Consider the following 21,879-nt stretch of genomic DNA (forward strand, 5'->3'; position numbering starts at 1 on the left):
GCATGTACGCTTCTACACACCAGTCCCTCCGCACCATCCGCACTCACATCTGGCGACTGCTCGCAGCGTTTTGTCAGCCACTCGTTGGGCTGTGTGCTGCGGTTGAAATCGTGCGCGGCCATCCGCACGCGCATTGCGCCGGACGCTGCAGCACACGCATGGCTACTCGGCAACTTCTTCCACATGTTTGGGGTGCGGCCGCGTCTCGGCCAGCTGCCAGAAGATCAATGTCGACGACAAGGTGATGCCGCCGACGCACAGGAAGGTGGCATGCAGCGCTGCGGTGGCGCCATGGCTGTCGCCCAGATGCGTGTTGAACGCGGACAGCAGACTGCCCGCAGCCGCCGCGCCGAAGCCGGTGGCCAACATCATCACCATCGACAGCAAACTGTTGCCGGGGCTTGCCTGTTCGCGGTCCAGATCACGCAGGGTCACGGTATTCATGACGGTAAACTGCAGCGAATTCACCGCGCCAAAGCACGCCAGCTGCAGCAAGCGCAGCCAGAGCGGTTGACCGACATCGATCAAGGCGAAGCTGGCCATCGCCAGTCCCACCAATACGGTGTTGAGCATCAGGATGCGGCGGTAACCGAAGCGGCCCACCAACTTGACGGCGGCGCGTTTGGCGGCCATGCCGGCCAGCGCCACCGGCACCATCATCAGCCCCGCATGCATCGGGCTCATGCCCAGGCCCACCTGCAGCAACAAAGGAATCAGGAACGGCATCGAGCCGCTGCCCACGCGCGCAAACAGATTGCCCAAAATACCGATGCGAAAGCTGGCCACCTTGAACAAGGCCAGCGGAAACAACGCCGCTGGCGCGCTGGCCGCATGCAGCCAGTAACCGGCCAACGCGGCCAGCCCGCCGATCGCCAGCAGCATCACGAAGGCGTGGCGCAGGCCGAGTTCGGAGATGCCGTCCAAGGCCAACGACAGCGCCACCATGCCGAACGCCAGCATCAGATAGCCGATCAGATCGAAGCGTTTGCGCGCGTCGCCATAGTGATCCGGCATGATCTTCAGTGCAGCGATAAACCCGATCGCGCCGATCGGCAGATTGATCAAGAACACCCAGTGCCAGGAGGCGACTTCGACCAGATATCCGCCCAAGGTGGGGCCGATCAGCGGACCGATCAGTGCCGGAATCGCGATGAAGCTCATCGCACGCAGGAAGTCGGCGCGCGCCACCGTCTTGAGCACCGCCAGGCGGCCCACCGGCAGCAACATCGCGCCACCGATGCCCTGCACCACGCGTGCGGCCACCAGCTGCGGCAACTGCTGCGCGGCCGCGCACAGCAACGAGCCCAGCGTGAACACGATGATCGCAGCCAGGAAGGTACGCCGCGTACCGAAGCGGTCCGCAATCCAGCCCGATGCGGGAATGAACATCGCCACCGCCAACGCATAACTGAACACCACCGACTGCATCTGCAGCGGGCTTTCATGCAGGCTGCGCGCCATCGACGGCAACGCGGTGTTGACGATGGTCGCATCCAGCATCTGCATGAAGATCGCCAGCGACACCAGCCACAGCAACGGCTTGATGCTGTCGTAGGCACGTAAGACGGGAACGGGCTGAGACATGAGCATCGTCGTAGGGAGGACGACGCATTATCCCCGCGCCACTGTGCAGAAAGTCGCAACGGCATGCGGTACGCCGTTGCTTGAGTCCGTCGCAGCGATGTATCGCTGCATCGGCAACGAATGAGACGAACCTCACCCAATTGAATGTCAGGCCAGCCACATGTCACGAATCGTCGGGACAGGGCAGTGGCGGCGTGCTAATGCCCGATATGGCTTGCGACAAGCGGTTGATTCGCTGGCGAATCTCTTACGCCTCAAACGGGTCCAGCCAAGGCAAGCAAGGGTTTCCCTGCGTTGCGATGGATCGATCGAGCGGGAGGCGAGGGGAGCGTTGAATCTAAAGAGCGGAATTCATTTCTTGGAGCTTTGCCGACGGTCTGGTCAGGGATGGCGCGACTTGGGTATGGCCGCCTTCTGAGCGCGCCAGTGATCAGGTCGGAAACTCCATGGAAAAGCAGATCTTCAATGTGTTACAGCGCGCCTATCTCTCGGGAGATCCCTTGACGAAAATGCTCGGCAAAATCGCTGCGGAACTATCGCAGAGCGAGATATTGAATGGCGCGATATGCGAGTTCGTTGGAGTAGAGGGAAGCGATCCGCTTGATCCGGATCAGGCGAACAACCAGGCAACGATGAAGCGTTGTTTTCCCGTCCAGCACGTCAGGCAAGTGCTCGGCACGCTGCACGTGACCCTGGCCCACGGCGACATGACCATGCAAGCGATGACGCTGTGTCAGCAGGTCGCAAAGTGCTGTGCTTATCTGATCAAGCGCGATGCAGCGCGGAGGTTGGCGGAAGACCGGCTTGCTCGATCATTGATGCTGACGGGGGTTAGCGAAGACGTCTGGATGATCGATGCGTTCATCGAGCAGGCCGCAGACAGTCGCTTGCCAGTCATCGTGCGCGGCGAGTTCGGTACCGAGAAGGAGGAAGTGGCGGTTTTGCTGCATGCAACTGCGCCCTGGCGAGGGGGGGCGTTCGTTGCGGTCGACTGCGCCGCGCCCGACGACACGCCGGCAACATGGTTCGAGCGCGCAATGGCAGGAACGCTGTTCCTGCAGGGCGTGGACGAACTCGACGAAGCGCTACAGCGTCAGCTTGCTGGGCATCTTCGGGGTAGATACACACGATGGGCTGTGTCGGGCTGCGAGGCCTTGCCGCGGGTGATCGCCTCCACGACCGCCGATCTGTCGCGCCGCGTGCGTGCGGGGCGCTTCTCACGCGCGCTGCTGTCGCAACTGGATGTCCTGGCAATCGAGCTCGCGCCGTTGCGCAAGCGGCGGGCAGATATCGGCTTTCATGTCGAGCGCGTGCTGGATCGGCATGGCCTGGATCACGGTCAGGTGGTCACCGAAGTGCTGATGGACGCTTTGACCCACTACCCATGGCCGGAAAACCTCCAGGAGCTGGAGCGGGTGGTGCTGCGCCTGGCGGTCATGACCGCCGGCAGGCCGATCAGCAGCGCCGACATCCAGCGCCACGCACCGCGTCTGTTGGAAGGCCGGGCGCAAGAAGCGCAGCGCGATGCATGCGCCACGGTGTCGCAACAGGCGGATCCTCCGGCCGAGCCCACGCCGCCGGAAACGCCTGTCGACTGGATTGACGGCCTTCCGCATCGCCCCGGCCAACGTCTCGCCACCCTGCACGACGCACTGCGGCGCGCCCTGGTACATCTGGGCGACCATTATGCCGAGCCGCTGACCCTGGGCGAATTGGCCCGGCAGGCGCACGTCAGCCAGTCGCATCTGGGCTTCCTGTTCCGCGACGAACTCGGTACCCCGTTCAAACCGATGCTGCAGCAGCTCCGCATCGAAAAGGCCAAGGAGCTTTTGCAGCGGCAACCGAAGCTGCGCATCACCGAAGTTGCGCTGAAGGTGGGCTTCGGCGACCTGAGCCATTTCGAAAAGAGCTTCCGTAGGTTGGTGGGGGTTAGTCCGCGTGAGTTCCGGAATGCCGATAGAGCAGGTGGGATCGACTAGTCTTTAGACGTAAGGTCCTCAGGAACTTCGTGCTGGGTCCCTGGGATTGCCCAGCACGAAGTTCTGTATTCCGTGCAGTCGACGGCTTTACGCCCTCTGATTTGGCGAGGCAGACCTGGAGGAATCTTAAGTTGCTACTTGAAGGTGGCAGTCTGCATTCCGCCTCCGGGCGCGTATACCAGACTTACGATAAGCCCGTCGTGTGATTCGGGCCCGAGAGGCTGTACGTGTTGCCAACGATCAGATCGTCATTGGGATAGGGCGCGATTTGCGCTACGAGATACTGTATGGGATTGCCTGCCGGGACTTGTCTGCTATTGCCAGCCGCGATGGTGTTAAAGCCAGGCACTTCTTTCACGGCGGTAGCCATGATGCATGTCCTCCAGTGCTGTGAGGCAAGATGGGCGGCCTCGTTACGCTCTTGGGTGTGGATATCCTTTGCAAGAGTTGCGTCCACCGGATCAGCACAGCTGCCTCAGTCGTCTTCATTGTCTTCGTTCTGATTGGCCGTGCATGTGTCAATTATGTCTTGGACTGCTGATTTAAAGTTGCTAGGTAACGCTAGGTCCGTTGGGTAGATCGCGGCAGCCAGTGCATCGGGATTGTCGTCGCGAATGTTGAGCTCGCTGACCAATATGTCTAGTCCATTGCCGAGACTTTCTTCGATGTCCTGCGAGACCGGAGTCCTGCATACAGGGCAAGTTGGATTGGCGGCGTTTGCTAGCCATTGGCCAAGACAAAACGGATGCATTGGACTTTGAATTCCATTAAAGGCTCCCCCGTGTCCGCAAGCTAGAGATAATAGGGTTGCAGCAGGCCCAAAAATGAAGTCGCGCAGATAACACAGGTTGGCGGGTTTTCTGGATCTGGATTTTGTAGGGAATTCCAGTTTCTTATATTGGGCGTGTAAGGCATGATTCCTCCGGGAATATTTTGAAGCTCTGAAAGTCTAAAGTTGCTAATGCAGCGCTGTGTGGAAGGTTAATTTTTTGACTCGCGTGTGTTATGGGCTCTGAGAGATTCCTGAGGCGTTGCTGGGTATGAAGATGGTAAAAGCAACGAAATGCAGGGCAGTCGGCCTCATTGAGAGGGAAGTAATGCGCATATTGCATCGTGCTGTTTTGCCAATCGTGTGCGCACTACATAGTCTTCGGTCAGCGCGGCGGCTGCTTTTCTCTGTTCGTCCATATCAAGAAGGGATGCGTAGCGAATCGAAGGGCGAAAGGGATCGTTGCGAAATGGTGCTTCAGCGGCACTTGCTGTGGTGAGTGTTATAAAAGCAATAATCTTGCTGCTTCTGAAGATTACAAGCGTTACCTCGTAGCTGATGCCGCCTGTCCGTAGCGTATTGTGAGAATGAAATTTTATCGAAATGTCCTTGGTATCAACTAGTCTGTTCAGTTCTGCGGAGAGCTGGACAGGATCCAGGCTGATTAAGTCATCGTATTCAACTCTCACCACCGCAGCCATATCCACGCCTGTGAATTTTAGTTTCTTTACATCCATGTGCGTATCTTTTTTCAAGGATTCATACAGGGCGAGGTCATCACTGTAAGCCGTGGCGAGTGGCGGATTGCGAGGGAATGATATTGCAAGCATGTTAATAATTCTGAATAAATCAATCCTGGCGGTCTGGTCGAAGCGCGCCGCAGCGATCCGTTGACGTGTCGCACTAATGACTTGAGTGTTCAGGTCATGCACATATTCGGATTGTGCATTCACCGTGCGCAACCTTACATTATCCATTAGTTTGCGTATGAGTTCGGTTGGGGGGTCGGTAATCTGGGCTATTTTTGAGCCTGCCATTTCATTGACCATATTACGAAAATCCTGTTCCCTGCCCATCGATAGGTAGTGGGCGTAAATTTCTTCTATCCTCTCTTCGCGTCTTCGTCGTTTGTCTCTGTGTCGAGAGGTTTCATCGGCGATCTCGCAGAGCATGATGAGATTTTCGCGTAAATGGTAGCTTAGGCTGGGTAATGGTAAGTTTTGGATTTGATCAGTCTTTGGGAGTAATTGATGTCTACTTTCTATTTCGGCCCAGACAGAAATGGCTTCAATCGTATTTCGGCGTGGCAATGTGATGTCAAGAATTTCCATCAAGATCGGGCGCGACGTGAGCTCTTGTCTAGTTTCTGCAAGGGCAAGGCGGCCATTTTGCATTACGAGGGGATGTTGAACTAGGCGTTCAGTTGGCTTGAAGTGCCATGTGTAGCCAAGCCGATACAGTGCAAATGGCTTGATCGCATCGTTCAATAAAATGCTTGGAGGCTGTACCCCGTATGGGCTGCGCTGATCGCCGATATATGTGGTGAGTTGTCGGCCGATCTCGCGACGATCGTCGGTCCACAGGCCGAGGAGGTCGTGATCGAATATTTGGCGTATTGTCTGTATGCGGTCGCAGATTACCTCAAATTCTTTGTCAAGTGCGGCCGTGCCGTCTCCGTTCCTTGGTAAGTTATTTCCTTCAATCTGTATTCTTTCAATCTGCAGCAGTGGCGATTCGCCAGATGGCGCAAGCGCGAGCGCTACGTCGATGCCGGTCTTGCGCATTTCGTCCAGAACAATCTCTTCTATCTCGGCGTAAAATGCGTCCTGGGCCGCTCGTGGTAACCAGGGATTGACCACGATTTGCGTATCCCAATCAGAGTTTCCTAAGTGAAGTGGGTCAGAGCCATCGTCCTTGCATGCCTCAAAAGCATTGCCCCCTTTCAAATAGAACGCTACGAATTTACCAGGGCGCAGAAGATACTTTTCGGCTATCGAGCCTTGTCCATCCGAGTTGAGTTGGTTGATTTTTTCATCCAGCCTTACCAGGGCATTGAGTACCACATCGCGAACTCTAGGGAACTCGTTTGCGTCATTTATGAGTTTTGTGAGTTTCTGGCTAACTGCACGGCGCTCTTCGCGTTCCAGATTAGATTCTTTCATGTTGGACTTGCCTCAAAGTCAGAGCTGGGTTTTTCTCATGAAGCGCTTGGGTCCGCGGCAGTGGAGTAACTCAGGTCGATCTCCAGCCCATCGCACGGCGTACCCGGAAGCGACAGCACCGCATCCTGTTCGTATTGCCAGAGCGAAGCCTGGGAATAGCCGCAGCCTGCCGGGTCGGCGGCCTGGATGTGCAGGATGTCACCGGCATAGTGGTGACGCCCTGCCGTCGAGACGCGCCAGGCCCAGACCCGCGGGGATGGGCCGGGGCCGATGCGCGACAGCAATTCCACTGCGCGCGCGTGCGAGCAGTACAGCCCTGGCGAGTAGCCATACTCCACCAGCGCGGCGATCCACATGCGGATGTAGTCGATGGCTTCTTGGGGTGGGCTGCCGCCATCTTCCCAGTCGAGATAGACGACGGCGCCGTCGGGGAAGCCTTCCGCGCGTACCAATGCTGCGGCCTGTGCGCCGTCGATGCTGCCCTGTCGGGCGGTGACGTCGTGCGAACCCGGTCCGATTGTCTGCTGACCCAAGTAGACCGGCGCCAGGCCCCAGCCCTGCGCGGTCAACGCGTCGCGCTGGCCCATCCAGCCCGTATTGGCATGGCTTGGCGCCGGTGCCAGGTAGTAGCCGCACCATGCCAGGCCGGTCTCGTTCTTGAGCCAGTCGAGGGCGGGGAGTCCGGGGAATTGATCGGTGTCGAAGCCTGTGTAGAACGTCATGTCGGAATTCCTTCGGATCGGGCGTTGGCTGGGCCGGGTCGAGAATGGGCCGGAGCGAATGGGCTGCACTGCTGATCGACGTTGCGGCAGGGAATCGGGTGGCCGGTTCCCTAGAGAACCGGATGGTTCACCGCAAGAACCGGCATCACCGCAACGCCGAAGCGCATCGATCCGTCAGCTGGCTGTTCCGTCATCGGCGTTCGGATTCGTCGGCGACGTGGCCGCCATCGCCTGCTCGGTCTGCTGCTGTGCGGCGGCAACCGCAGCGGCAGCGGCTTGGTCGGCCTGCTGCAGTGCCTGGTTTGCGCTATCGGCAGCCTGGCCGTTGCCGGCCGCGGCGGTCGCTGCGGTTGCGGCCTGCATGGCCGCCTGCACTGCCCTATCGCTGGCCGCCATGGCCTGGTCGATCTGGGCTTGCGCCGCTTTTAGCGCGGCTTCGATCTGCGACGATCCTGGAGATTGCGCTGTGGTGGCTGGTGTCTGGTTCGGAGGCGTGGGCAGGGTATCGTCGGACATGATGGTGTCTCCTGAAATGGAAGTGGGATGGAGTGGGGCAACGGCATCGGTGCGCGATGGCTGGATCGGGACCGTAAGTGTTGCGGTCTCGGGCGGGCGCTGCGCTGCGAGCGTGCGCAGCATTTCACCCAGTGCGTGTTCGGCGTGGTTCATGGTCTGGCGTGCGGCCGCCAGGGCGGCTGCGAGTCCTGCGTGGACTGCGTCGCGAGCTGCGTCGGCGGCGCTGATCGCAGGCGGGGCCTGATCGGTGGCCGCGGGAAGCGAGCTCGATGCGTTCATTCCGAGGCCTCCGTCTCCGCAGCGGGCGGCGTGCTGTTGGGCGCGGGCGCCGCACCGAAATCGCGCAGCGAGATGACGCCGTTGTTGACCTGCAGCAGCGCAGCCAGGGCGTCGTTGTGCATGGAGAACATGCAGCTGCTGCCATCCTGGCCCAGCACCCCACGGCTGGGCCGGTTGGCCGCCAGGAATGCCTGTGCCGACTGCAGGTAGAGGCGGATCGCGTCGCCTGCCGCCTGGTCGTCGCCGTCGCCTCGGTAGCGTGTGTGCTGGACGATCTGCTGGGCCGCCAGCGATAGCCGCGCGAAGCCGATCTGGCGACCGCGTGCCAGCCATTCGGCAACGCTGCGTTCAACCTCGTTGGGCGAAGGCAGCCCCTGGACCTGTGGGCAATCCAGGGTGGTGAACAGCTGCGGCAACAGCGTCTGCAGTGCCGATGCTGCCGCATGCGCGCGTTCGTCCACAGCTGCGATCGTGGCGGTGCAGGCCAGATAGAAGCGGTAGTAATCGCAGAATTCCAGCGGCGTCCGCGCCTGCTCGATAGCGAATGCTGCTGCCTCCTGCTGCAGTGCCGGCGTCACGTTGGCTGGCGGCGCGTCTGCGGCCAGTTGGCGTAGCGCCAGGCTTTCTTCCAGGTCCAGCGACTGGAACACGCCGGCGCCATCGACCTTCAACTGTGTCAGCAGGCTGCGGCCTGCGGCCAGGTCGCTTGCGGTGTACAGGGCGTTGTCGCGAAAGATCCGCTGCAGCTGCGCCTTGACCACCGAACCGGTGTCGCCGGCTTCGGCTTGCGCCAGCGTGCCCAGGTCGGTCGGGCTCAAGGTCATCAGCTTGACCGGGCTGACCTTCAGCTCCAACTGTGGCAACAAGGCCAGGCGCGAGCCATGCAGGCCTTGCTGCACTTCGTCGAGCAAGCTGCTCTCGTCGGGAAAGTCGTAGCGCACACCGGGCGACTGGATCGCCCAGGCCAACCATTGCGTGCCTCCATCGATGAAGGCCAGGCACTGCCTGCCCAGCGTCGAGAGCATCGTGGGCATCGAGATCAGGCGGCCTGCGATCGAAACGGACATTGCGTGACTCCTTGTAAGTTCAACCAGCGGGGAAATTCTTCAGCACCAGCCCGGCCGCCGAACCGATCCTGGCAAAGTCGTCGGTGGCGCCCTGCATCAGCTCCTGCGCCTTGGTAAGTGCAGTGACGTACTTGTCATCCCCGGTGGCCAAGTACTGCGCCATCGCCACGCCGACCGCGGTGGTCGCGATCGTGGAGACATTGCGCAACGCGTCGGTGGCGTCCTGCACCGCGATGGCGGTCGACTGCGCCACCGATTGGTAGGCTTTGCCGGCTCCGCTGGTCAGCACGACCTGCGGGCTCATGGTCGCCAGCTGCACCTGGTTGATGACATCGATGACCTGCGCATTGACCTTTGTCGGTTCCATCTTGGTTCCCATGGAATGATCGGCCGCCTTTCAATGAGGCCTGGTGGTAGGGGGGGATGACCTCATCTCTGCAGACGGCCTAGGACTGAGCAGGCGGCGCAGGTGCAGGTGCAGGGATAGATGCAGATGCAGGTGCAGCAGGAGCAGCAGATGCAGATGCAGGAACAACAGGGGGTGTGCCAGCAGCTGCAGTTGCGGGTGAAGTTGCGGGTGCAGCAGCAGGAGCATCAGGAGTGGCAGCATCATCGGGGCCGGCGCCGGAGGCGGGAGGAGTAGCGGGCAGGGGCGGCGGTACGCTCAGTGCATGCACTTCCAAGAGGTCGGCGGTTGCGGTCGCGGCATCTGCCGAGGCGCCCTGCGCTTGCGTTTTCAGCACGTCGACGGCCACCTTGGCTTCCGCTGCTGCAGCGGCGATGAGTGCTGCAGGCGGGGGCGGTACGGGGGGCGGGCCGGGCAACGGCGCGACCGTCGGTGGTGGTCCGGGTGGTGCAGGCGGTGGTGGCGGCGGAACCGGGAACGGTGCCGAGATCATCTTGGCGCAGGCGGCGGTGATCGCTGCTGCATTGATCATGCCGGCGCCTTGCTGCCGGTTGACGGCGTTGTGCATCGCCATGCCCAGCGTCTCCAGCATCACGGCATCGAGCATGCCGAGCGCCTGTGCGGGTGCCTGACCGGTGGTCAGCGTCACGATGCTGCTCACCGCATCGACGACCTGGCTGTTCACGCTACTGTCGTCGATCATGACGAAGTCGCTCCCTTCTGGATGATTAAGGCAAGGATTTGAGTAAGGGCTGCATCGGCAAGCACCTGTCCGCGCTGCTGGTTGGCGACTGCGTTTTCCATTGCGAGGGCGATGGAATCCGACAGCGCCAGATAGGTCGCTCCCATTGCAAAGGCCGGTGCCTGCCCGATGGCCATCGCCGCACCTGTGGCGGCATTGCCCACCAGACTGGCAACGCTTGCGGCATGCGCGCTTGGCTCCATGACGGGGCATTGGCGTTGGCGTCCTAAGCCAACGACGGCCTGCGCTGTGCGACGCCAGCCGACGCCGAGAACATGACGGTGTTTTGTGGCGCGTGTTTGCACGCGTACTGCAAGGCCACGCCATCGGGCACGCGCTCGAGGAATGCAAAATTGCCGTGCGGCACGTCGATCACGCGGTCCAGCTTCTGGCGATAGATCAACGGCTGCGCTCCGGGAATCACAGGCAGGATGCCGTCGAACTCGACGTTGATCACCGCCTTTTGGTGAGGCGCGAACGTCGCCACAATGGTGCGGCCCCTGATCAGTCTCACTACGACGTCCAGGGTGTTGGACGTGGGAATATGGCGTAGTTGCAGCATGAGGCGTCCTTTCTCGATTCGACCAGCGAACTGCGTGGTAGTTACAAGGGCATCGCGTATCGAACCAGGCGCCGCCCGCGCTGTGGCAGCGGCGCCTGGCTGCCGATTACCGGAGCCCGGCGCTCAGGATTTCCCTGGTAGCGACGCCGTCGGACGCGGTGTCGATCGAATACAGCGTAGACACGCCCTGCGTCGTCGATGCCTGCATCGTCACGTAGGACTGCTGCTGGTTGTTGGTGGCGTTGTGCGCGGCGTTGGACAGCGCCTGGCTGGTGGCGACGAACAAGTTGCCCATTGCGATCGCCGGCGCATCGCCGAGGACCTTGGTGTTGACCTGAGAAACGGAATCGGTGATCTGGCTGTTGACGGCAGTCGGAAAGGCCATGGTGAAAACTCCTTGAGGTAGTGAAAGAACGAAGAGCCTGCGGCGTTAGCGGTTAGCCGAGCATCTTCTTGGTGGCGGCACCCGTGGCGCCGGTATCGAGCGAGTACAGCAGCGAAACGCCCATGGTGGTTGCTGCCTGTGCGGTGACATACATCTGTTGTTGCGCGAGTGTTGCGTTGTGGGCTGCGTTCGCCAGCGCCTGCGCGGTGGCCTGGTACAGATTGCCCATGGCTGCGGCAGGGGAGCTTCCCAGCACCTGCAGGTTTGCCTGGGTGACCGAGTCGGTGATCTGGTCGTTGACGGCGGTGGGAAATGCCATTGGCGAATGTCCTTGGCGTTAGCCGGGCCGTCAGACGCCCAGGATCTGCTTGGTGACGACGCCGGTGGTGGCGGTGTCGATGGAGTACAGCGTCGCCACGCCCATCGTGGTGGCCGATTGCGCAGTGACATAGCTCTGCTGTTGCGCGTTGGTTGCGTTGTGGGCGGCATTGGCCAACGCTTGCGCAGTTGCCTGATACAGATTGCCCATCGCGATCGCCGGTGCGTCGCCCAGAACCTTGGTATTTACTTGGGTAACGGAATCGGTGATCTGATTATTGACTGCGGTCGGAAATGCCATTGCTTGCTCCTTGTGTGCCAGAAATCACGATTGACTTAGCCCAGGCCCTTCACGCCAGTGCTCAGAATCTGCTTGGTCGCTACCCCGGTGGTGGCGGTATCGATGGAGTACAGGGTGGCGACACCCATCGTGGTTGAAGACTGCGCAGTGACATAACTCTGCTGTTGTGCGTTGGTCGCGTTATGGGCTGCATTGGCCAGCGCCTGTGCGGTGGCCTGGTACAGATTGCCCATGGCGATGGCCGGGGCATCGCCCAGCACCTTGGTATTGGCTTGTGTGACGGAGTCGGTGATCTGGTCGTTGACGGCGGTTGGAAATGCCATGCTTTTCTCCCTGTTTCTCGAATGAGTGAAGCGCTTGAACAAACGTGACGATGTCAAGGTTCGGCAGGCGGCCTGCCTGTCCGGAGATGTGTTGCAGTGGCACCGCATCACCGTGGAGAAACAGTAGATCTCCTTGGTCCGGAAAAATTGGTTTAAACGACGGCAATGCCGGGTTTATCGACGTGAAGCCCGATCCGCTTTAGAGCGGCATTCGTAGCGATGCGGCGATTTGGAACGCCGTGCGGGGAATTCATGGGTGAATCGCAACGGCGTTTGCATAAACCCGCTGCACAACATCAGTACCGTCCGATTATCTCAGCCCGGGCCCGATAGCTCGCGTCCGCTTGGTCGTGTGTGACGCCCGCCCTATCGCAACGACGTGTTTCCGTTGCGCGGTCAGACTGTGCTTGGCTGACGTGCGGAAGAGGAGAGGGTGCGCTGTCTACAAATGCTTGAAGGGCTATAGCGAGCTGACTTGCTGTCGCAGCGAGCCGGGCAGCGAGCTGTCCGCAACGGTGTGCGGTATCGCCTGGCGTGGGCTTATCGGCGGCGCTGCGTGCCAAGCGTGGGTGGCAATGACCAGCCGCCGCTCCGGTGGAGGTCGTATGCAGAGGCATGGCGCACCTGCTTCTAGTGCACGGCCTCCTGACGGTGCACGGCTTCGCCAAGCGTCTCGGCCTGAGCGATTGACAGAGAGAGTTCAACGACGTCTGCGTCGTATCGCATCGATGCAGGCAGGATGACAAGCTGACTGCTGCACGAAGTCGGTGGGATGCGCTTGGTTTAGGGCAACTCATTGCATCACCGTGCGACCGCCTGACGGGCGCGGCCGATGCTCGGCAGGCACACGCGGACAATGCAATTTCTCCGCGCCCATCTGACGGCCGCTGGTGACAACCTGCGGTCGCTCTTGAACACAATTCGCAGCAGATCCGCAGCTGCTGCGGATGCCCTTGCGAGATACTCTCACGGCAGTGCGCGCCGGGTTTGCCGGCGGTGCAGAGCGCCTGCTTGAGGGCGCTGCACGCCAAGGTCGGCAGGCAACTCGAGGTGCTCCGGCGGTCCCGCGCTGCATCCGCTCATGCACCAATCAGCAAAACGCCGCGCAGTTGATGAGCCGATCGCGTACGCGCGCTGCGTGGCGATCGACAGCACGTGCGGGTGCTGTCGATCGCGCGGCGCATTACCGCTTGCTCAGCGTCTGCACCGCTTCCACCAGCACGCCGACATGTTCGGGATTCATGTCCGGCGACATGCCGTGGCCGAGGTTGAAGACGTGGCCTTCGCGCGAGCCGCCGTTGCCTTGGGCGTAGCTGTCCAGGGTCTTGCCGACCTCGGCGCGGATCGCCTCGGGCGAGCCGTACAGGGTGGCCGGGTCCAGGTTGCCCTGCAGGGCGACGCGGCCGCCAGCGCGCTGTGCGGCGTCGGCCAGCGAGATGGTCCAGTCCACGCCCACCGCTTCGGCGCCGCTGGCGGCCAGTTCGCTCACGTAGGCGCCGTTGCCCTTGCCGAACAACACCAGCGGGGTGCGCTCGGCGCCGTCGCCACGCTCCAGCTCACGCGCGATGCGGGTGAGGTAGGGCAGCGAGAATTCGCGGTACATCGCCGGCGACAACACGCCGCCCCAGGTATCGAACACCTGCAGCGCCTGCGCACCCGCCGCGCGTTGTGCCGACAGGTAGGCGATCACGGCATCGGTGACGGTGCTGAGCAGGTGATGCAACACCTCCGGCGCGTTGAAGGCCATTGCCTTGATGCGCGCGTATTCCTTGCTGCCGCCGCCTTCGATCATGTAGCAGGCCAGCGTCCACGGGCTGCCGGAGAAACCGATCAGCGGCACCGCACCATCCAGCTCGTGGCGGATCAGGCGCACCGCATCCATCACGTAACGCAGCTCGGTTTCCATGTCCGGCACGCCCAGCCGATGGATCGCGGCCGCATCGCGTACCGGGTGGCGGAACTTGGGGCCTTCGCCTTCGACGAAGTACAGCTCCAGGCCCATCGCATCGGGAATTGTCAGGATGTCGGAGAACAGGATCGCCGCGTCCAGCGGAAAGCGCTGCAGCGGCTGCAGCGTCACTTCGCAGGCAATCTCGGGGTTCTTGGCCATGCCTAAAAAGCTGCCGGCGCGCGCGCGGGTGGCGCGGTATTCCGGCAGATACCGACCGGCCTGGCGCATCAGCCACACGGGCGTGCGGTCGACGGGCTGGCGGTTCAGGGCACGCAACAGGCGATCGTTCTTGAGCATGGTGTTCCTCAGCGCGGCGCGTCGGCGCCGCCGGTGATGAGTTGGAAGCCGCGTTTGAGGTGGGTGTCGCGTGCCTTGTCGAAGGCCCGGTCCGCCTCATCCTGCAGCAGATATTGGTCGCGTCGCAGCTGCGAGCGTCCACCGATCTCGCCGCTCTCGCGCAGCAGCTCCCAGCCACCGAACAGATCCGGTTGCAGGGTCAGCTGGACATAACGCAGCGGCGCATTGCCGCCGGGATCGTGTTGCAAGTGGATACGCATGGCGCCGATTGTAGCCGGGCGGTGCTGAAGGCTGGGAGCAGTGGGCGCGCCGGGTTGCTCCGCTTGCGAAGGGAGCGTTGGCAGGCAGTGCGTAGGAGCGCACCTGGGCGCGATGGGGATTTACCGACAAGGCCCTGTCGCGCCCGGGGGCGCTCCTACGAATGCGCCGGAGACTAGTGAGTGATGGCGTTGCTCAGCCCGCCAGAATCTCCAGCACCGCGGCCTCGTCCACATCGGGCACCACCTCGGCCTTGCCGATGCCGCGCCACAACACCAGGCGCAGGCGGCCGGCGATGTTCTTCTTGTCCAGACGCATGCGCCCCAGCAGCGCTTCCGGCGACAGGCCGGCCGGGATCTCGGTGGGCAGGTCGAAGTCGTGCAGCAGGGCGCGCAGCGCCTCGGTGTCCTGCGCAGTGCTCATGCCCAGCGCGGCCGAGAGCCGTGCGGCCAGCACCATGCCCACCGCCACGGCTTCGCCATGGTTGAGGTTGTCGTTGCCGGGCGCGCCGTAGCCTTGTTCGGTCTCGATCGCGTGGCCGAAGGTGTGGCCCAGGTTGAGCAGGGCGCGCTCGCCTTTTTCCAGCGGATCGCGCGCCACGATCTCGGCCTTGTGCTCGCAGCTGCGCGCAATGGCCTGGGCCAGCGCTGCGGCGTCGCTCTCCAGCAGCGCGCGGCGTTCGGCATGCAGCCACTGGAAGAACAACGGGTCGCGGATGGCGCCGTACTTGATCACCTCGGCCAGACCCGCACGTAGCTCGCGCGGTGGCAGGGTGCGCAGGGTGTCGGTGTCGGCAATGACTGCGCGCGGCGGATGAAACGCGCCGACCAGGTTCTTGCCCTGCGGGATATCCACCGCAGTCTTGCCGCCGACCGAGGAATCCACCATGGCCAGCAGGCTGGTGGGCAACTGCACGCAGTCCACCCCGCGCATCCAGCAGGCCGCTGCGAAGCCGGCCAGATCGCCGACCACGCCGCCGCCGAGTGCGAACACGCAGGCGTCGCGGGTGGCGCCCAACTCGGCCAGCGCGGCGATCGCAGCGCTGAAGTTATCCAGCGTCTTGGAGGCTTCGCCGGCGGCGATCACCAGCTCGCCGAGCTGCAGGTCCGGGCGCGCCTGCAACAGTGCGCTGCGCACCGCGGCTGCGTAATGCGGGGCCACCTGCGAGTCGCTGAGCAGCAGCACGTGGCGGCCGCGCACATGGCTGGCCAGGCGCGCGCCATCGGCCAGCAGGCCGGGCGCAATGGTGATGGTGTAGGGCTGCGCACCGTCGACATCGACGCTGCGCGAGGAACGGGGAAGTGTCATGCGGGGGTACTCGACATGCGCCATTGCGCGGCCAGGCGCAGCACCAGCTGCGCGGTGGCCTCGGCGGGGGAGAAATGATCGGTTTCCAGGCTGAGGTCGGCGACCTCCTGGTACAGCGGGGTGCGCTGCGCGGCCATCGCGTGCAGCACCTGCTCGCGGTCAGCGCGTTGCAACAGCGGGCGATTGCGGTCGCGCGCCAGCCGCGTCAACTGCGCCGGCACGCTCACATGCAGATAGACCACAAAGCCGCGCTCGCGGATGCGCTGGCGGTTGAGCGGATCCAGTACTGCGCCGCCACCGGTGGAAATCAACTTGTTGTCCTGCTCCAGCAGTGCCTGCAGGGTCTCGAGTTCGTGCTGGCGGAACCGCGCTTCGCCGTGCTGTTCGAAAATGGCGGGGATGCTCTTGCCCGCCTGCTCGACGATGGCCTGATCCACATCGACGAACTCCAGCCCGAAGCGCTCGGCCAGACGACGGCCGATGCAGCTTTTTCCGGCGCCCATCGGGCCGACCATCACGAGATTGGGAGCGGGGTTCATGCGCAGGGATCGTAGCATTCACGCCTGCGCGCCGGGCCGATTGACGCGGCCTGAAACCATTCGTGCGGTGTGACTTGCGACTGCGTGCCTCGGCATCGACACCTGCCGCCGCCGCAGGCAGACCGATGGCTGCGACAGTGCGGACATAGGCGAAGCACACGCGATGCGCCCACAATAGGCGCCAATCTTGCTGCCCACGCACCGTCATGACCGATCTGTACGCAGAAGCCCTTGCCACCTTCACCGCGTTGTATGCCGAGGCACAGAACAGCGCCGAACTGGAAGCCAGCGCGATGACCGTAGCCACCGCCAGCGTGGACGGCCGGCCTAGCGCGCGCACTGTGTTGCTCAAGGCCTTCGATGCGCGCGGCTTCGTGTTCTATACCCATCTGGACAGCGCCAAGGGCCGCGATCTGCAGACCCATCCGCAGGCGGCATTGCTGTTTCTGTGGCGCAGCCTGCGCGAGGCCGGCATCCAGGTGCGCATCGAAGGTGGCGTGCAGTTGGTGAGTGCGGACGAATCCGATGCCTATTTCGCCTCGCGCCCGCGCATGAGCCAGATCGGCGCCTGGGCCTCGCTGCAATCGCAGACGCTGGGCTCGCGCGAAGAGTTCGACGCGGCCATCGCCAAGGTCGAGGCCACGTTCGAGGGCCGCGAGGTGCCGCGCCCGGACGGCTGGGGCGGGTTCCGGGTGGTGCCGCAGGCGTTCGAGTTCTGGTACGGCGCCAAGTTTCGCCTGCATGAGCGCTGGCGCTACGAGGCCGATGCGGCCAGCCGCTGGAGCAAGCGGATGCTGTATCCGTGAGCGCGCCAGCCGGGTGGCGGGTGCGTGCGGCGGTCGGCGCCGATGCGCAGGCCTTGCTGGCCTTGCGCCTGGCCTTGTGGCCCGATGCCGATGATGGCGTTGCCGACGACAGCGTTGCCGAACTGCAGGCCGCGCTGGTGCAATCAGATGCCGGCCACCTGCTGGTGGTGGACGACGCGGATGCGGCGCTGGGGTTTGCCGAGGTGTCGGTGCGCCACGAGTACGTCAATGGCACCGAAAACACGCCGGTGGGCTTTCTGGAAGGGTGGTATGTGATTCCGGCCTGGCGCGGCCGCGGGCTCGGTCGTGCCCTGGTGGCGGCGGTCGCGTGGACGCGTGATCAGGGCTGCGCAGAGCTGGCCTCCGATGCGCGGCTGGAAGACAGCGGCGCCCAGGCGGCGCATGCGGCGTGTGGCTTCGAGCCAACTGAACGGGTGGTCTGCTTCCGCCTGCAGCTGGCCTGACCAGCTGACTTCCGGCCCTTTCTGCCGGTCGCGGACAGTCTGTAGTATGTCCGCCCATTGCATGAGCATTGCTGCATCACCGCAGCTGCTCGACCACCGCTGCATGACCAAAGGACAGGACATCGTATGACGCAGTACACCACTGTCGAATTGCACGGCCTGCTGGCCGAGCGCTACCGCGATCAGCCGATCGAGGTCGAGCTGATCGACGGGCTGGAACCGGCCATCAACCTCACCCTGGCCGACCACGGCGACATGCAGATCCAGGTCGCCGCCTCCGGCTCGCAGGTGTTCGTTTCCACGCTGCTGGCCAATGCCGACCAGGTCAGCGACCGCGCCGCCTTCAACGACGCCTGCCTGCGGCTCAATCCGCTTAATCCTTTATCCAACCTGGGCCTGGTGCAGGTCGACGGCAAGGACACCTATGTGGTCTTTGGCGAGCTGTCGGCGTCGTCCACACTCGACCAGATCGACGAGGAAATCCAGACCCTGGCGGCCAATACGCTGGATGCCGCCGAATCTCTCAAGCCGTACTTTTCTTAAAGGCGCGTTGTCATGAGTATCTTTTCAAAGCTGATCACGCTGCTGCGTGGCACTGCACACGAAACCGGCCAGAAGGCGGTCGACGCCAATGCGCTGCGCATCCTGGACCAGGAAATGCGCGATGCCGGCGCCCAGCTCACGCGTTCGCGCGAAGAGCTGACCAAGCTGATGGCACAGAGCAAGCTGGCCCAGCAGAAGATCGACGCGCGCGCCGGCAAGATGGCCGAATACACGCGTTATATCGAAGGTGCGCTGGCCAAGGGCGACGAATCGCTGGCCCACGATGTGGCGACCAAGCTCGCCGCGCTGGAAAGCGAGGACGCCGGCGACAAGGCCTCCAAGACCTCGCTGGACCAGTCGGTGGTGACGCTCAAGGCCACCATCCAGAAGACCGAAAACCAGCTGCGCGGCATGCGCCAGCAGATCGATACGGTCAAGGCCACCGACGCGGTGCAAAAGGCGCAGGCGGCGATTGCGGCGCGGCATTCCGGTGCCAGCAGCAAGATGGGCTCGGCGCTGGAATCGCTTGAGCGGATCAAGGCGCGTCAGGCCGAGACTTCCGCACGCATCGAATCGGCCGAAGAGCTCGAATCGTCCACCGGCGATGGCGATCTGAACCGGCGTCTGGCTGCGGCCGGGTTGATGGAAGGCGAGTCCAACGCCGCCGCGGTGCTGGCGCGCTTCAAGAAGCCGGCCCAGCTCGGCCACGACACCGCCAGCGGCACTGCGCCGTTGATCGGCCAGGTGCGCGACGTGCAGCAGGTTCCGCGCAGCGACAGCTGATCCACCGCACGGCACAGGACGCGCCATGATCATCGTCGGACGGTTGTTCCGGGTACTGCGGCGCCACGTGCGCCGCATCAGTTGGGGCATGGTGGCGCTGGCCCTGCTGGCGCACATGGGGCTGAGCTGGGCGCTGTTACGCATGGCTGGCGAGCACAAGCTCGTCGGCCTGGACGCGTTTCCGTACTACTACATGACCACCGCCACCACGATCGGCTACGGCGACCTGTCGCCGGGCTCGGTGGCCGGGCGCTATATCGCCGCGTTCGTGTTGATGCCGGGCGCGGTGGCGCTGTTTGCCACGGTGCTGGCCAAGACCAGCGGCGTGCTCATCACTTTCTGGAGGCGCCACTACATGGGCAAGATGGCTTACGCCGATCTGCGCGGGCACACCATTCTGATCGGCTGGCAGGGCGCCGCCTCCGCGCGTTTGCTGGAACTGTTGCTCTCGGACACCGCCACCGACGACGAAGGCGTGGTGCTGATCGCCGAGGGCGTGGCCGAGAACCCGATGCCAGACCACATGCGCTTCATCGCCGCCGAGTCGTATACGCACACGGACGTGTATCTGCGTGCGGGCATCGCGGGCGCGGCGCGGGTGATAGTCAATCCGCCATCCGACGATCAGACCCTGGCGGCAGTGTTCGCGCTGATGGCGCATGCGCCGCGTGCGCACATCGTGGCGCACTTCGATTCGGGCAGCGCCGCGCGGCTGGTCAATTGCCACTATCCGGCCATCGAATGCACCCGTCCGATGACCGCCGAGATCCTGGCGCGCGCTGCGCAGGATCCGGGCAGCGCGGCGATCACTGCCGAGCTGCTGTCGGTGGACGATGGCCCCACCCAGTTCAGTCTTGCGGTTCCGGCCGATGTAGGCCCGCTGGATTACCGCATCGTGGCGGCCGACTTCAGCCAGCGCGGCGCCTTGTTGCTGGGCCTGCGCGCGCCCGATGGTGCGTTGCGGTTGAACCCGCCCGCACACACCGCTGTGGCGGGCGGTGCCATGCTGTATTACCTGGCCGAGCAGCGCGTGCCCGTGCACGCCATCGCATGGCACGCCCTGCGCACTGCTGCCGTTCCCCATTCCCCATCGCCACAAGGTGCATGACGATGAGTTTTTTCAGCAAGTTGTTCGGTCAACCACAACCGCCCGCGGCGCCCACGTCCGGCACCGGCGCGATCGGCCACACGCTGCCGCTGGGCTTGCGTGTCGGTGGCCAGGTGGAGATCGACACCACCCTGTATCGCATGGCGCCGGAGGCCATGACCGCCGAGCTGCCGGGCGGCCATCAAGGCATCCCGTGCTATGGCCACGTCAATCTGGGCGATGGCTATTCCCTGCATCGTTTCTACCTGGACGACGATGCGTTCTTGCAGGTCACCACCGTGGGCGGCGATCTGGAAGCGATGAAGGCGTTTGTGTATTGCGAGACGGTCAATCCGCCCAGCAAGCAGGCGTTTCAGGAGTTCGTGATGCAGCATCCGCATCTGGGTGCGGCGCAGATCGACTACGCCGGCAAGCGCTGGGAGCGTGCCACCCAGTCCACCGATGATATGGCGCGGATTCCGCCGATCGCCTACGACGAAGTGCTGTACCGCTATCAGCCGCCGCGCCGCGATGGCGATCTGACCCACTACGCCATGCTCTACAGCCGCGACGTGCCGGAGCTGCAGCGTGAGGAATTCCTGCTGGTCACCGGCGAGGATTCCGGCCCCAACGAATTCTGCGTCACCTATGCGGTCGGCATCGATGTCACCGTCGCCGATCTGGATATCACCTGAGCGCGCGCGCTCGTCTTCCACTTACCTTGGTCCTGTCATGAACCCGATCAACCTGCAGAGTTTTCTCGCGTTTCTTTCCTACTTCGGCACCGGTCTGGGCGTGTTGATCGTCGCGGTGGTGCTGGTGACCCTGGTCACCCCGCACAAGGATTTCACCTTGCTGCGGCAGGGCAACGTGGCTGCGGCCACCGCACTGGCCGGCAACTTCATCGGTGTGGCATTGCCGCTGCATTCGGCCATCACCCATTCGGTGAGCCTGGTCGATGCGTTGATCTGGGGCGCGGTCGCCTGCGGGATCCAGATCGTGGCGTATCTGCTGGCCAACATGGTCGCCGGGCGCATCTCGCGGCAGATCACCGACAACGTCGCTGCGGCAGGCATCTTTTCGGCTGGCGTGTCGATCGCGGTCGGGCTGATCAATGCTGCGGCGATCACGCCGTAACGGAGTACAGGCATGAAGCGCTCACGCAATCTCAAGCTCACCTTGATGGCCGCCTTGCCGGCCGCCCTCGTCACCGGTTGTGGTTCCGAACCAGAGACAGGTGTGGTGCTGCAGTCGGCCTCCGACTGCTACCAGATCAAGCAGGAACAGACCGACATCCAGCAATGCCTCAAGGCTTACGACGAGGCGGTGGCCAAGCATCAGCAGGCCGCGCCGCGCTTCAATTCGCGCTACGAGTGCGATGCGCAGTTCGGCAGCTGCACCGAGGTGCCGGGGCAGACCCAGGGCCAGCACAGCTGGATTCCGCCGATGGGCGGGTTTCTGCTGGGCTATGCGCTGGGCAACATGAGCGGTGGCGGCGGCTACCGCTACGGCGGCGCGATGCCGCTGTATCGCGATTACCGCAGCGGCGGGTACTACAAGCCCAACGGCGATCTGGCCAGCAATCGTATCGGCACCGTGCGTGGGCGCAGTGGCGCCATCGACATGCCGTCGCGTGCGATCACCGTGTCGCGCTCGGGTTTCGGCTCCAGTGCGGCGGCGCGCAGTTCGTTCGGCAGCGGCGGGCGCAGCTCCGGATACGGCGGCTGA

The 21,879-nt window shown here is 63.0% G+C and carries 26 protein-coding genes and 1 other RNA gene; 10 read left to right on the top strand and 17 right to left on the bottom strand.

The features are described 5' to 3' along the window. Positions 1–2: 2 nt before the first annotated feature. Positions 3–79, top strand: a non-coding RNA gene (locus AC1PLU_RS06575) — sX9 sRNA. 83 nt (positions 80–162) lie between these two features. On the opposite strand, the gene mdtD is transcribed toward AC1PLU_RS06575, so the two are convergent. Then, the gene (mdtD, locus tag AC1PLU_RS06580) at positions 163–1,584 is read right to left on the bottom strand and encodes a multidrug transporter subunit MdtD (RefSeq protein WP_481108019.1); all 1,422 of its coding nucleotides are present in this window, start codon (positions 1,582–1,584) and stop codon (positions 163–165) included. Between the two features lie 446 nt (positions 1,585–2,030). Between mdtD and AC1PLU_RS06585 the strand changes: the two genes are divergently transcribed. After that, the gene (locus AC1PLU_RS06585) at positions 2,031–3,563 is read left to right on the top strand and encodes a helix-turn-helix domain-containing protein (RefSeq protein WP_481108020.1); all 1,533 of its coding nucleotides are present in this window, start codon (positions 2,031–2,033) and stop codon (positions 3,561–3,563) included. 1,080 nt (positions 3,564–4,643) lie between these two features. Here AC1PLU_RS06585 and AC1PLU_RS06590 read toward each other — a convergent pair. From AC1PLU_RS06590 to AC1PLU_RS06665, 16 genes are all read right to left on the bottom strand, one after another. Next, complete coding sequence (locus AC1PLU_RS06590) at positions 4,644–6,494, bottom strand: hypothetical protein (RefSeq protein WP_481108021.1); 1,851 nt, start codon at positions 6,492–6,494, stop codon at positions 4,644–4,646. A gap of 35 nt (positions 6,495–6,529) precedes the next feature. After that, positions 6,530–7,216 (bottom strand): glycoside hydrolase domain-containing protein, encoded by a 687-nt coding sequence (locus tag AC1PLU_RS06595; protein WP_481108022.1) that lies wholly within the window; start codon positions 7,214–7,216, stop codon positions 6,530–6,532. A 174-nt stretch (positions 7,217–7,390) separates the two neighbouring features. Beyond that, positions 7,391–7,732 carry a hypothetical protein gene (locus tag AC1PLU_RS06600; RefSeq protein WP_481108023.1) on the bottom strand — a complete coding sequence of 114 codons (342 nt, stop codon included), beginning with the start codon at positions 7,730–7,732 and terminating at the stop codon, positions 7,391–7,393. Between the two features lie 275 nt (positions 7,733–8,007). Beyond that, positions 8,008–9,078 (bottom strand): hypothetical protein, encoded by a 1,071-nt coding sequence (locus tag AC1PLU_RS06605; protein WP_481108024.1) that lies wholly within the window; start codon positions 9,076–9,078, stop codon positions 8,008–8,010. Between the two features lie 19 nt (positions 9,079–9,097). Next, positions 9,098–9,445: a hypothetical protein gene (locus tag AC1PLU_RS06610; protein ID WP_115040715.1), complete on the bottom strand. Its 348-nt coding sequence runs from the start codon at positions 9,443–9,445 to the stop codon at positions 9,098–9,100. A 79-nt stretch (positions 9,446–9,524) separates the two neighbouring features. Further along, positions 9,525–10,187 (bottom strand): RebB family R body protein, encoded by a 663-nt coding sequence (locus tag AC1PLU_RS06615; RefSeq protein WP_481094268.1) that lies wholly within the window; start codon positions 10,185–10,187, stop codon positions 9,525–9,527. Beyond that, positions 10,184–10,363 carry a RebB family R body protein gene (locus AC1PLU_RS06620; protein ID WP_043931546.1) on the bottom strand — a complete coding sequence of 60 codons (180 nt, stop codon included), beginning with the start codon at positions 10,361–10,363 and terminating at the stop codon, positions 10,184–10,186. The genes AC1PLU_RS06615 and AC1PLU_RS06620 overlap by 4 nt, the downstream gene beginning before the upstream one ends. 89 nt (positions 10,364–10,452) lie before the next feature. Then, a complete protein-coding gene (locus tag AC1PLU_RS06625; protein WP_317062860.1) occupies positions 10,453–10,788 on the bottom strand; it encodes a hypothetical protein in 336 nt (111 codons plus the stop codon). Between the two features lie 106 nt (positions 10,789–10,894). Continuing rightward, positions 10,895–11,173 carry a RebB family R body protein gene (locus tag AC1PLU_RS06630; RefSeq protein ID WP_022973268.1) on the bottom strand — a complete coding sequence of 93 codons (279 nt, stop codon included), beginning with the start codon at positions 11,171–11,173 and terminating at the stop codon, positions 10,895–10,897. A 52-nt stretch (positions 11,174–11,225) separates the two neighbouring features. Beyond that, on the bottom strand, positions 11,226–11,492 hold the full coding sequence (locus AC1PLU_RS06635) for a RebB family R body protein (RefSeq protein ID WP_317062861.1): 267 nt from the start codon (positions 11,490–11,492) through the stop codon (positions 11,226–11,228). Positions 11,493–11,522: 30 nt separating this feature from the next. After that, positions 11,523–11,792, bottom strand: coding sequence for a RebB family R body protein (locus AC1PLU_RS06640; RefSeq protein ID WP_022973269.1), 270 nt, complete (start codon positions 11,790–11,792; stop codon positions 11,523–11,525). 35 nt (positions 11,793–11,827) lie between these two features. Then, positions 11,828–12,115, bottom strand: coding sequence for a RebB family R body protein (locus AC1PLU_RS06645; RefSeq protein ID WP_115040621.1), 288 nt, complete (start codon positions 12,113–12,115; stop codon positions 11,828–11,830). 1,183 nt (positions 12,116–13,298) lie between these two features. Next, on the bottom strand, positions 13,299–14,363 hold the full coding sequence (gene hemE, locus AC1PLU_RS06650; protein WP_481108025.1) for a uroporphyrinogen decarboxylase: 1,065 nt from the start codon (positions 14,361–14,363) through the stop codon (positions 13,299–13,301). 8 nt (positions 14,364–14,371) lie between these two features. Next, positions 14,372–14,623 (bottom strand): WGR domain-containing protein, encoded by a 252-nt coding sequence (locus tag AC1PLU_RS06655; protein ID WP_006449079.1) that lies wholly within the window; start codon positions 14,621–14,623, stop codon positions 14,372–14,374. A gap of 193 nt (positions 14,624–14,816) precedes the next feature. Continuing rightward, the gene (gene aroB / locus AC1PLU_RS06660) at positions 14,817–15,929 is read right to left on the bottom strand and encodes a 3-dehydroquinate synthase (RefSeq protein ID WP_268214491.1); all 1,113 of its coding nucleotides are present in this window, start codon (positions 15,927–15,929) and stop codon (positions 14,817–14,819) included. Beyond that, the gene (locus AC1PLU_RS06665) at positions 15,926–16,468 is read right to left on the bottom strand and encodes a shikimate kinase (protein ID WP_043889342.1); all 543 of its coding nucleotides are present in this window, start codon (positions 16,466–16,468) and stop codon (positions 15,926–15,928) included. Before AC1PLU_RS06665 ends, aroB begins: the two co-directional genes overlap by 4 nt. Positions 16,469–16,674: 206 nt before the next feature. Here AC1PLU_RS06665 and pdxH point away from each other — a divergent pair, with 206 nt between their 5' ends. From pdxH to AC1PLU_RS06705, 8 genes are all read left to right on the top strand, one after another. Then, on the top strand, positions 16,675–17,274 hold the full coding sequence (gene pdxH / locus AC1PLU_RS06670) for a pyridoxamine 5'-phosphate oxidase (RefSeq protein WP_238601871.1): 600 nt from the start codon (positions 16,675–16,677) through the stop codon (positions 17,272–17,274). Beyond that, positions 17,271–17,738: an aminoglycoside 6'-N-acetyltransferase gene (gene aac(6'), locus AC1PLU_RS06675; protein ID WP_481108026.1), complete on the top strand. Its 468-nt coding sequence runs from the start codon at positions 17,271–17,273 to the stop codon at positions 17,736–17,738. The genes pdxH and aac(6') overlap by 4 nt, the downstream gene beginning before the upstream one ends. 126 nt (positions 17,739–17,864) lie before the next feature. Then, on the top strand, positions 17,865–18,281 hold the full coding sequence (locus AC1PLU_RS06680) for a YjfI family protein (RefSeq protein ID WP_481108027.1): 417 nt from the start codon (positions 17,865–17,867) through the stop codon (positions 18,279–18,281). 12 nt (positions 18,282–18,293) lie between these two features. Then, positions 18,294–19,064, top strand: coding sequence for a PspA/IM30 family protein (locus AC1PLU_RS06685; protein WP_481108028.1), 771 nt, complete (start codon positions 18,294–18,296; stop codon positions 19,062–19,064). 25 nt (positions 19,065–19,089) lie between these two features. Then, complete coding sequence (locus tag AC1PLU_RS06690) at positions 19,090–20,172, top strand: potassium channel family protein (protein WP_481108029.1); 1,083 nt, start codon at positions 19,090–19,092, stop codon at positions 20,170–20,172. Then, positions 20,169–20,846: a YjfK family protein gene (locus AC1PLU_RS06695; RefSeq protein ID WP_481108030.1), complete on the top strand. Its 678-nt coding sequence runs from the start codon at positions 20,169–20,171 to the stop codon at positions 20,844–20,846. The genes AC1PLU_RS06690 and AC1PLU_RS06695 overlap by 4 nt, the downstream gene beginning before the upstream one ends. 37 nt (positions 20,847–20,883) lie before the next feature. Then, entirely contained in the window at positions 20,884–21,288 is a 405-nt protein-coding gene (locus AC1PLU_RS06700) for a DUF350 domain-containing protein (RefSeq protein ID WP_481108031.1), read from the top strand. A 12-nt stretch (positions 21,289–21,300) separates the two neighbouring features. Next, the gene (locus AC1PLU_RS06705) at positions 21,301–21,879 is read left to right on the top strand and encodes a DUF1190 domain-containing protein (RefSeq protein ID WP_006449069.1); all 579 of its coding nucleotides are present in this window, start codon (positions 21,301–21,303) and stop codon (positions 21,877–21,879) included.

The sequence above is a fragment of the Xanthomonas sp. NCPPB 2933 genome (assembly GCF_056725225.1).

Bases quoted from the DNA above. Each gene is read 5' to 3' on its own strand.
- AC1PLU_RS06700 (WP_481108031.1), top strand. From the start codon at position 20,884: ATGAACCCGATCAACCTGCAGAGTTTTCTCGCGTTTCTTTCCTACTTC.
- AC1PLU_RS06705 (WP_006449069.1), top strand. From the start codon at position 21,301: ATGAAGCGCTCACGCAATCTCAAGCTCACCTTGATGGCCGCCTTGCCG.
- AC1PLU_RS06595 (WP_481108022.1), bottom strand. From the start codon at position 7,216: ATGACGTTCTACACAGGCTTCGACACCGATCAATTCCCCGGACTCCCC.
- AC1PLU_RS06635 (WP_317062861.1), bottom strand. From the start codon at position 11,492: ATGGCATTTCCCACCGCCGTCAACGACCAGATCACCGACTCGGTCACC.
- AC1PLU_RS06590 (WP_481108021.1), bottom strand. From the start codon at position 6,494: ATGAAAGAATCTAATCTGGAACGCGAAGAGCGCCGTGCAGTTAGCCAG.
- AC1PLU_RS06610 (WP_115040715.1), bottom strand. From the start codon at position 9,445: ATGGAACCGACAAAGGTCAATGCGCAGGTCATCGATGTCATCAACCAG.
- AC1PLU_RS06605 (WP_481108024.1), bottom strand. From the start codon at position 9,078: ATGTCCGTTTCGATCGCAGGCCGCCTGATCTCGATGCCCACGATGCTC.
- AC1PLU_RS06615 (WP_481094268.1), bottom strand. From the start codon at position 10,187: ATGATCGACGACAGTAGCGTGAACAGCCAGGTCGTCGATGCGGTGAGC.
- AC1PLU_RS06585 (WP_481108020.1), top strand. From the start codon at position 2,031: ATGGAAAAGCAGATCTTCAATGTGTTACAGCGCGCCTATCTCTCGGGA.
- AC1PLU_RS06690 (WP_481108029.1), top strand. From the start codon at position 19,090: ATGATCATCGTCGGACGGTTGTTCCGGGTACTGCGGCGCCACGTGCGC.
- AC1PLU_RS06665 (WP_043889342.1), bottom strand. From the start codon at position 16,468: ATGAACCCCGCTCCCAATCTCGTGATGGTCGGCCCGATGGGCGCCGGA.
- AC1PLU_RS06620 (WP_043931546.1), bottom strand. From the start codon at position 10,363: ATGGCCATCGGGCAGGCACCGGCCTTTGCAATGGGAGCGACCTATCTG.
- AC1PLU_RS06625 (WP_317062860.1), bottom strand. From the start codon at position 10,788: ATGCTGCAACTACGCCATATTCCCACGTCCAACACCCTGGACGTCGTA.
- AC1PLU_RS06640 (WP_022973269.1), bottom strand. From the start codon at position 11,792: ATGGCATTTCCGACCGCAGTCAATAATCAGATCACCGATTCCGTTACC.
- pdxH (WP_238601871.1), top strand. From the start codon at position 16,675: ATGACCGATCTGTACGCAGAAGCCCTTGCCACCTTCACCGCGTTGTAT.
- AC1PLU_RS06695 (WP_481108030.1), top strand. From the start codon at position 20,169: ATGACGATGAGTTTTTTCAGCAAGTTGTTCGGTCAACCACAACCGCCC.
- AC1PLU_RS06685 (WP_481108028.1), top strand. From the start codon at position 18,294: ATGAGTATCTTTTCAAAGCTGATCACGCTGCTGCGTGGCACTGCACAC.
- hemE (WP_481108025.1), bottom strand. From the start codon at position 14,363: ATGCTCAAGAACGATCGCCTGTTGCGTGCCCTGAACCGCCAGCCCGTC.
- AC1PLU_RS06630 (WP_022973268.1), bottom strand. From the start codon at position 11,173: ATGGCCTTTCCGACTGCCGTCAACAGCCAGATCACCGATTCCGTTTCT.
- aroB (WP_268214491.1), bottom strand. From the start codon at position 15,929: ATGACACTTCCCCGTTCCTCGCGCAGCGTCGATGTCGACGGTGCGCAG.
- AC1PLU_RS06680 (WP_481108027.1), top strand. From the start codon at position 17,865: ATGACGCAGTACACCACTGTCGAATTGCACGGCCTGCTGGCCGAGCGC.
- mdtD (WP_481108019.1), bottom strand. From the start codon at position 1,584: ATGTCTCAGCCCGTTCCCGTCTTACGTGCCTACGACAGCATCAAGCCG.
- AC1PLU_RS06655 (WP_006449079.1), bottom strand. From the start codon at position 14,623: ATGCGTATCCACTTGCAACACGATCCCGGCGGCAATGCGCCGCTGCGT.
- AC1PLU_RS06645 (WP_115040621.1), bottom strand. From the start codon at position 12,115: ATGGCATTTCCAACCGCCGTCAACGACCAGATCACCGACTCCGTCACA.
- AC1PLU_RS06600 (WP_481108023.1), bottom strand. From the start codon at position 7,732: ATGTCCGACGATACCCTGCCCACGCCTCCGAACCAGACACCAGCCACC.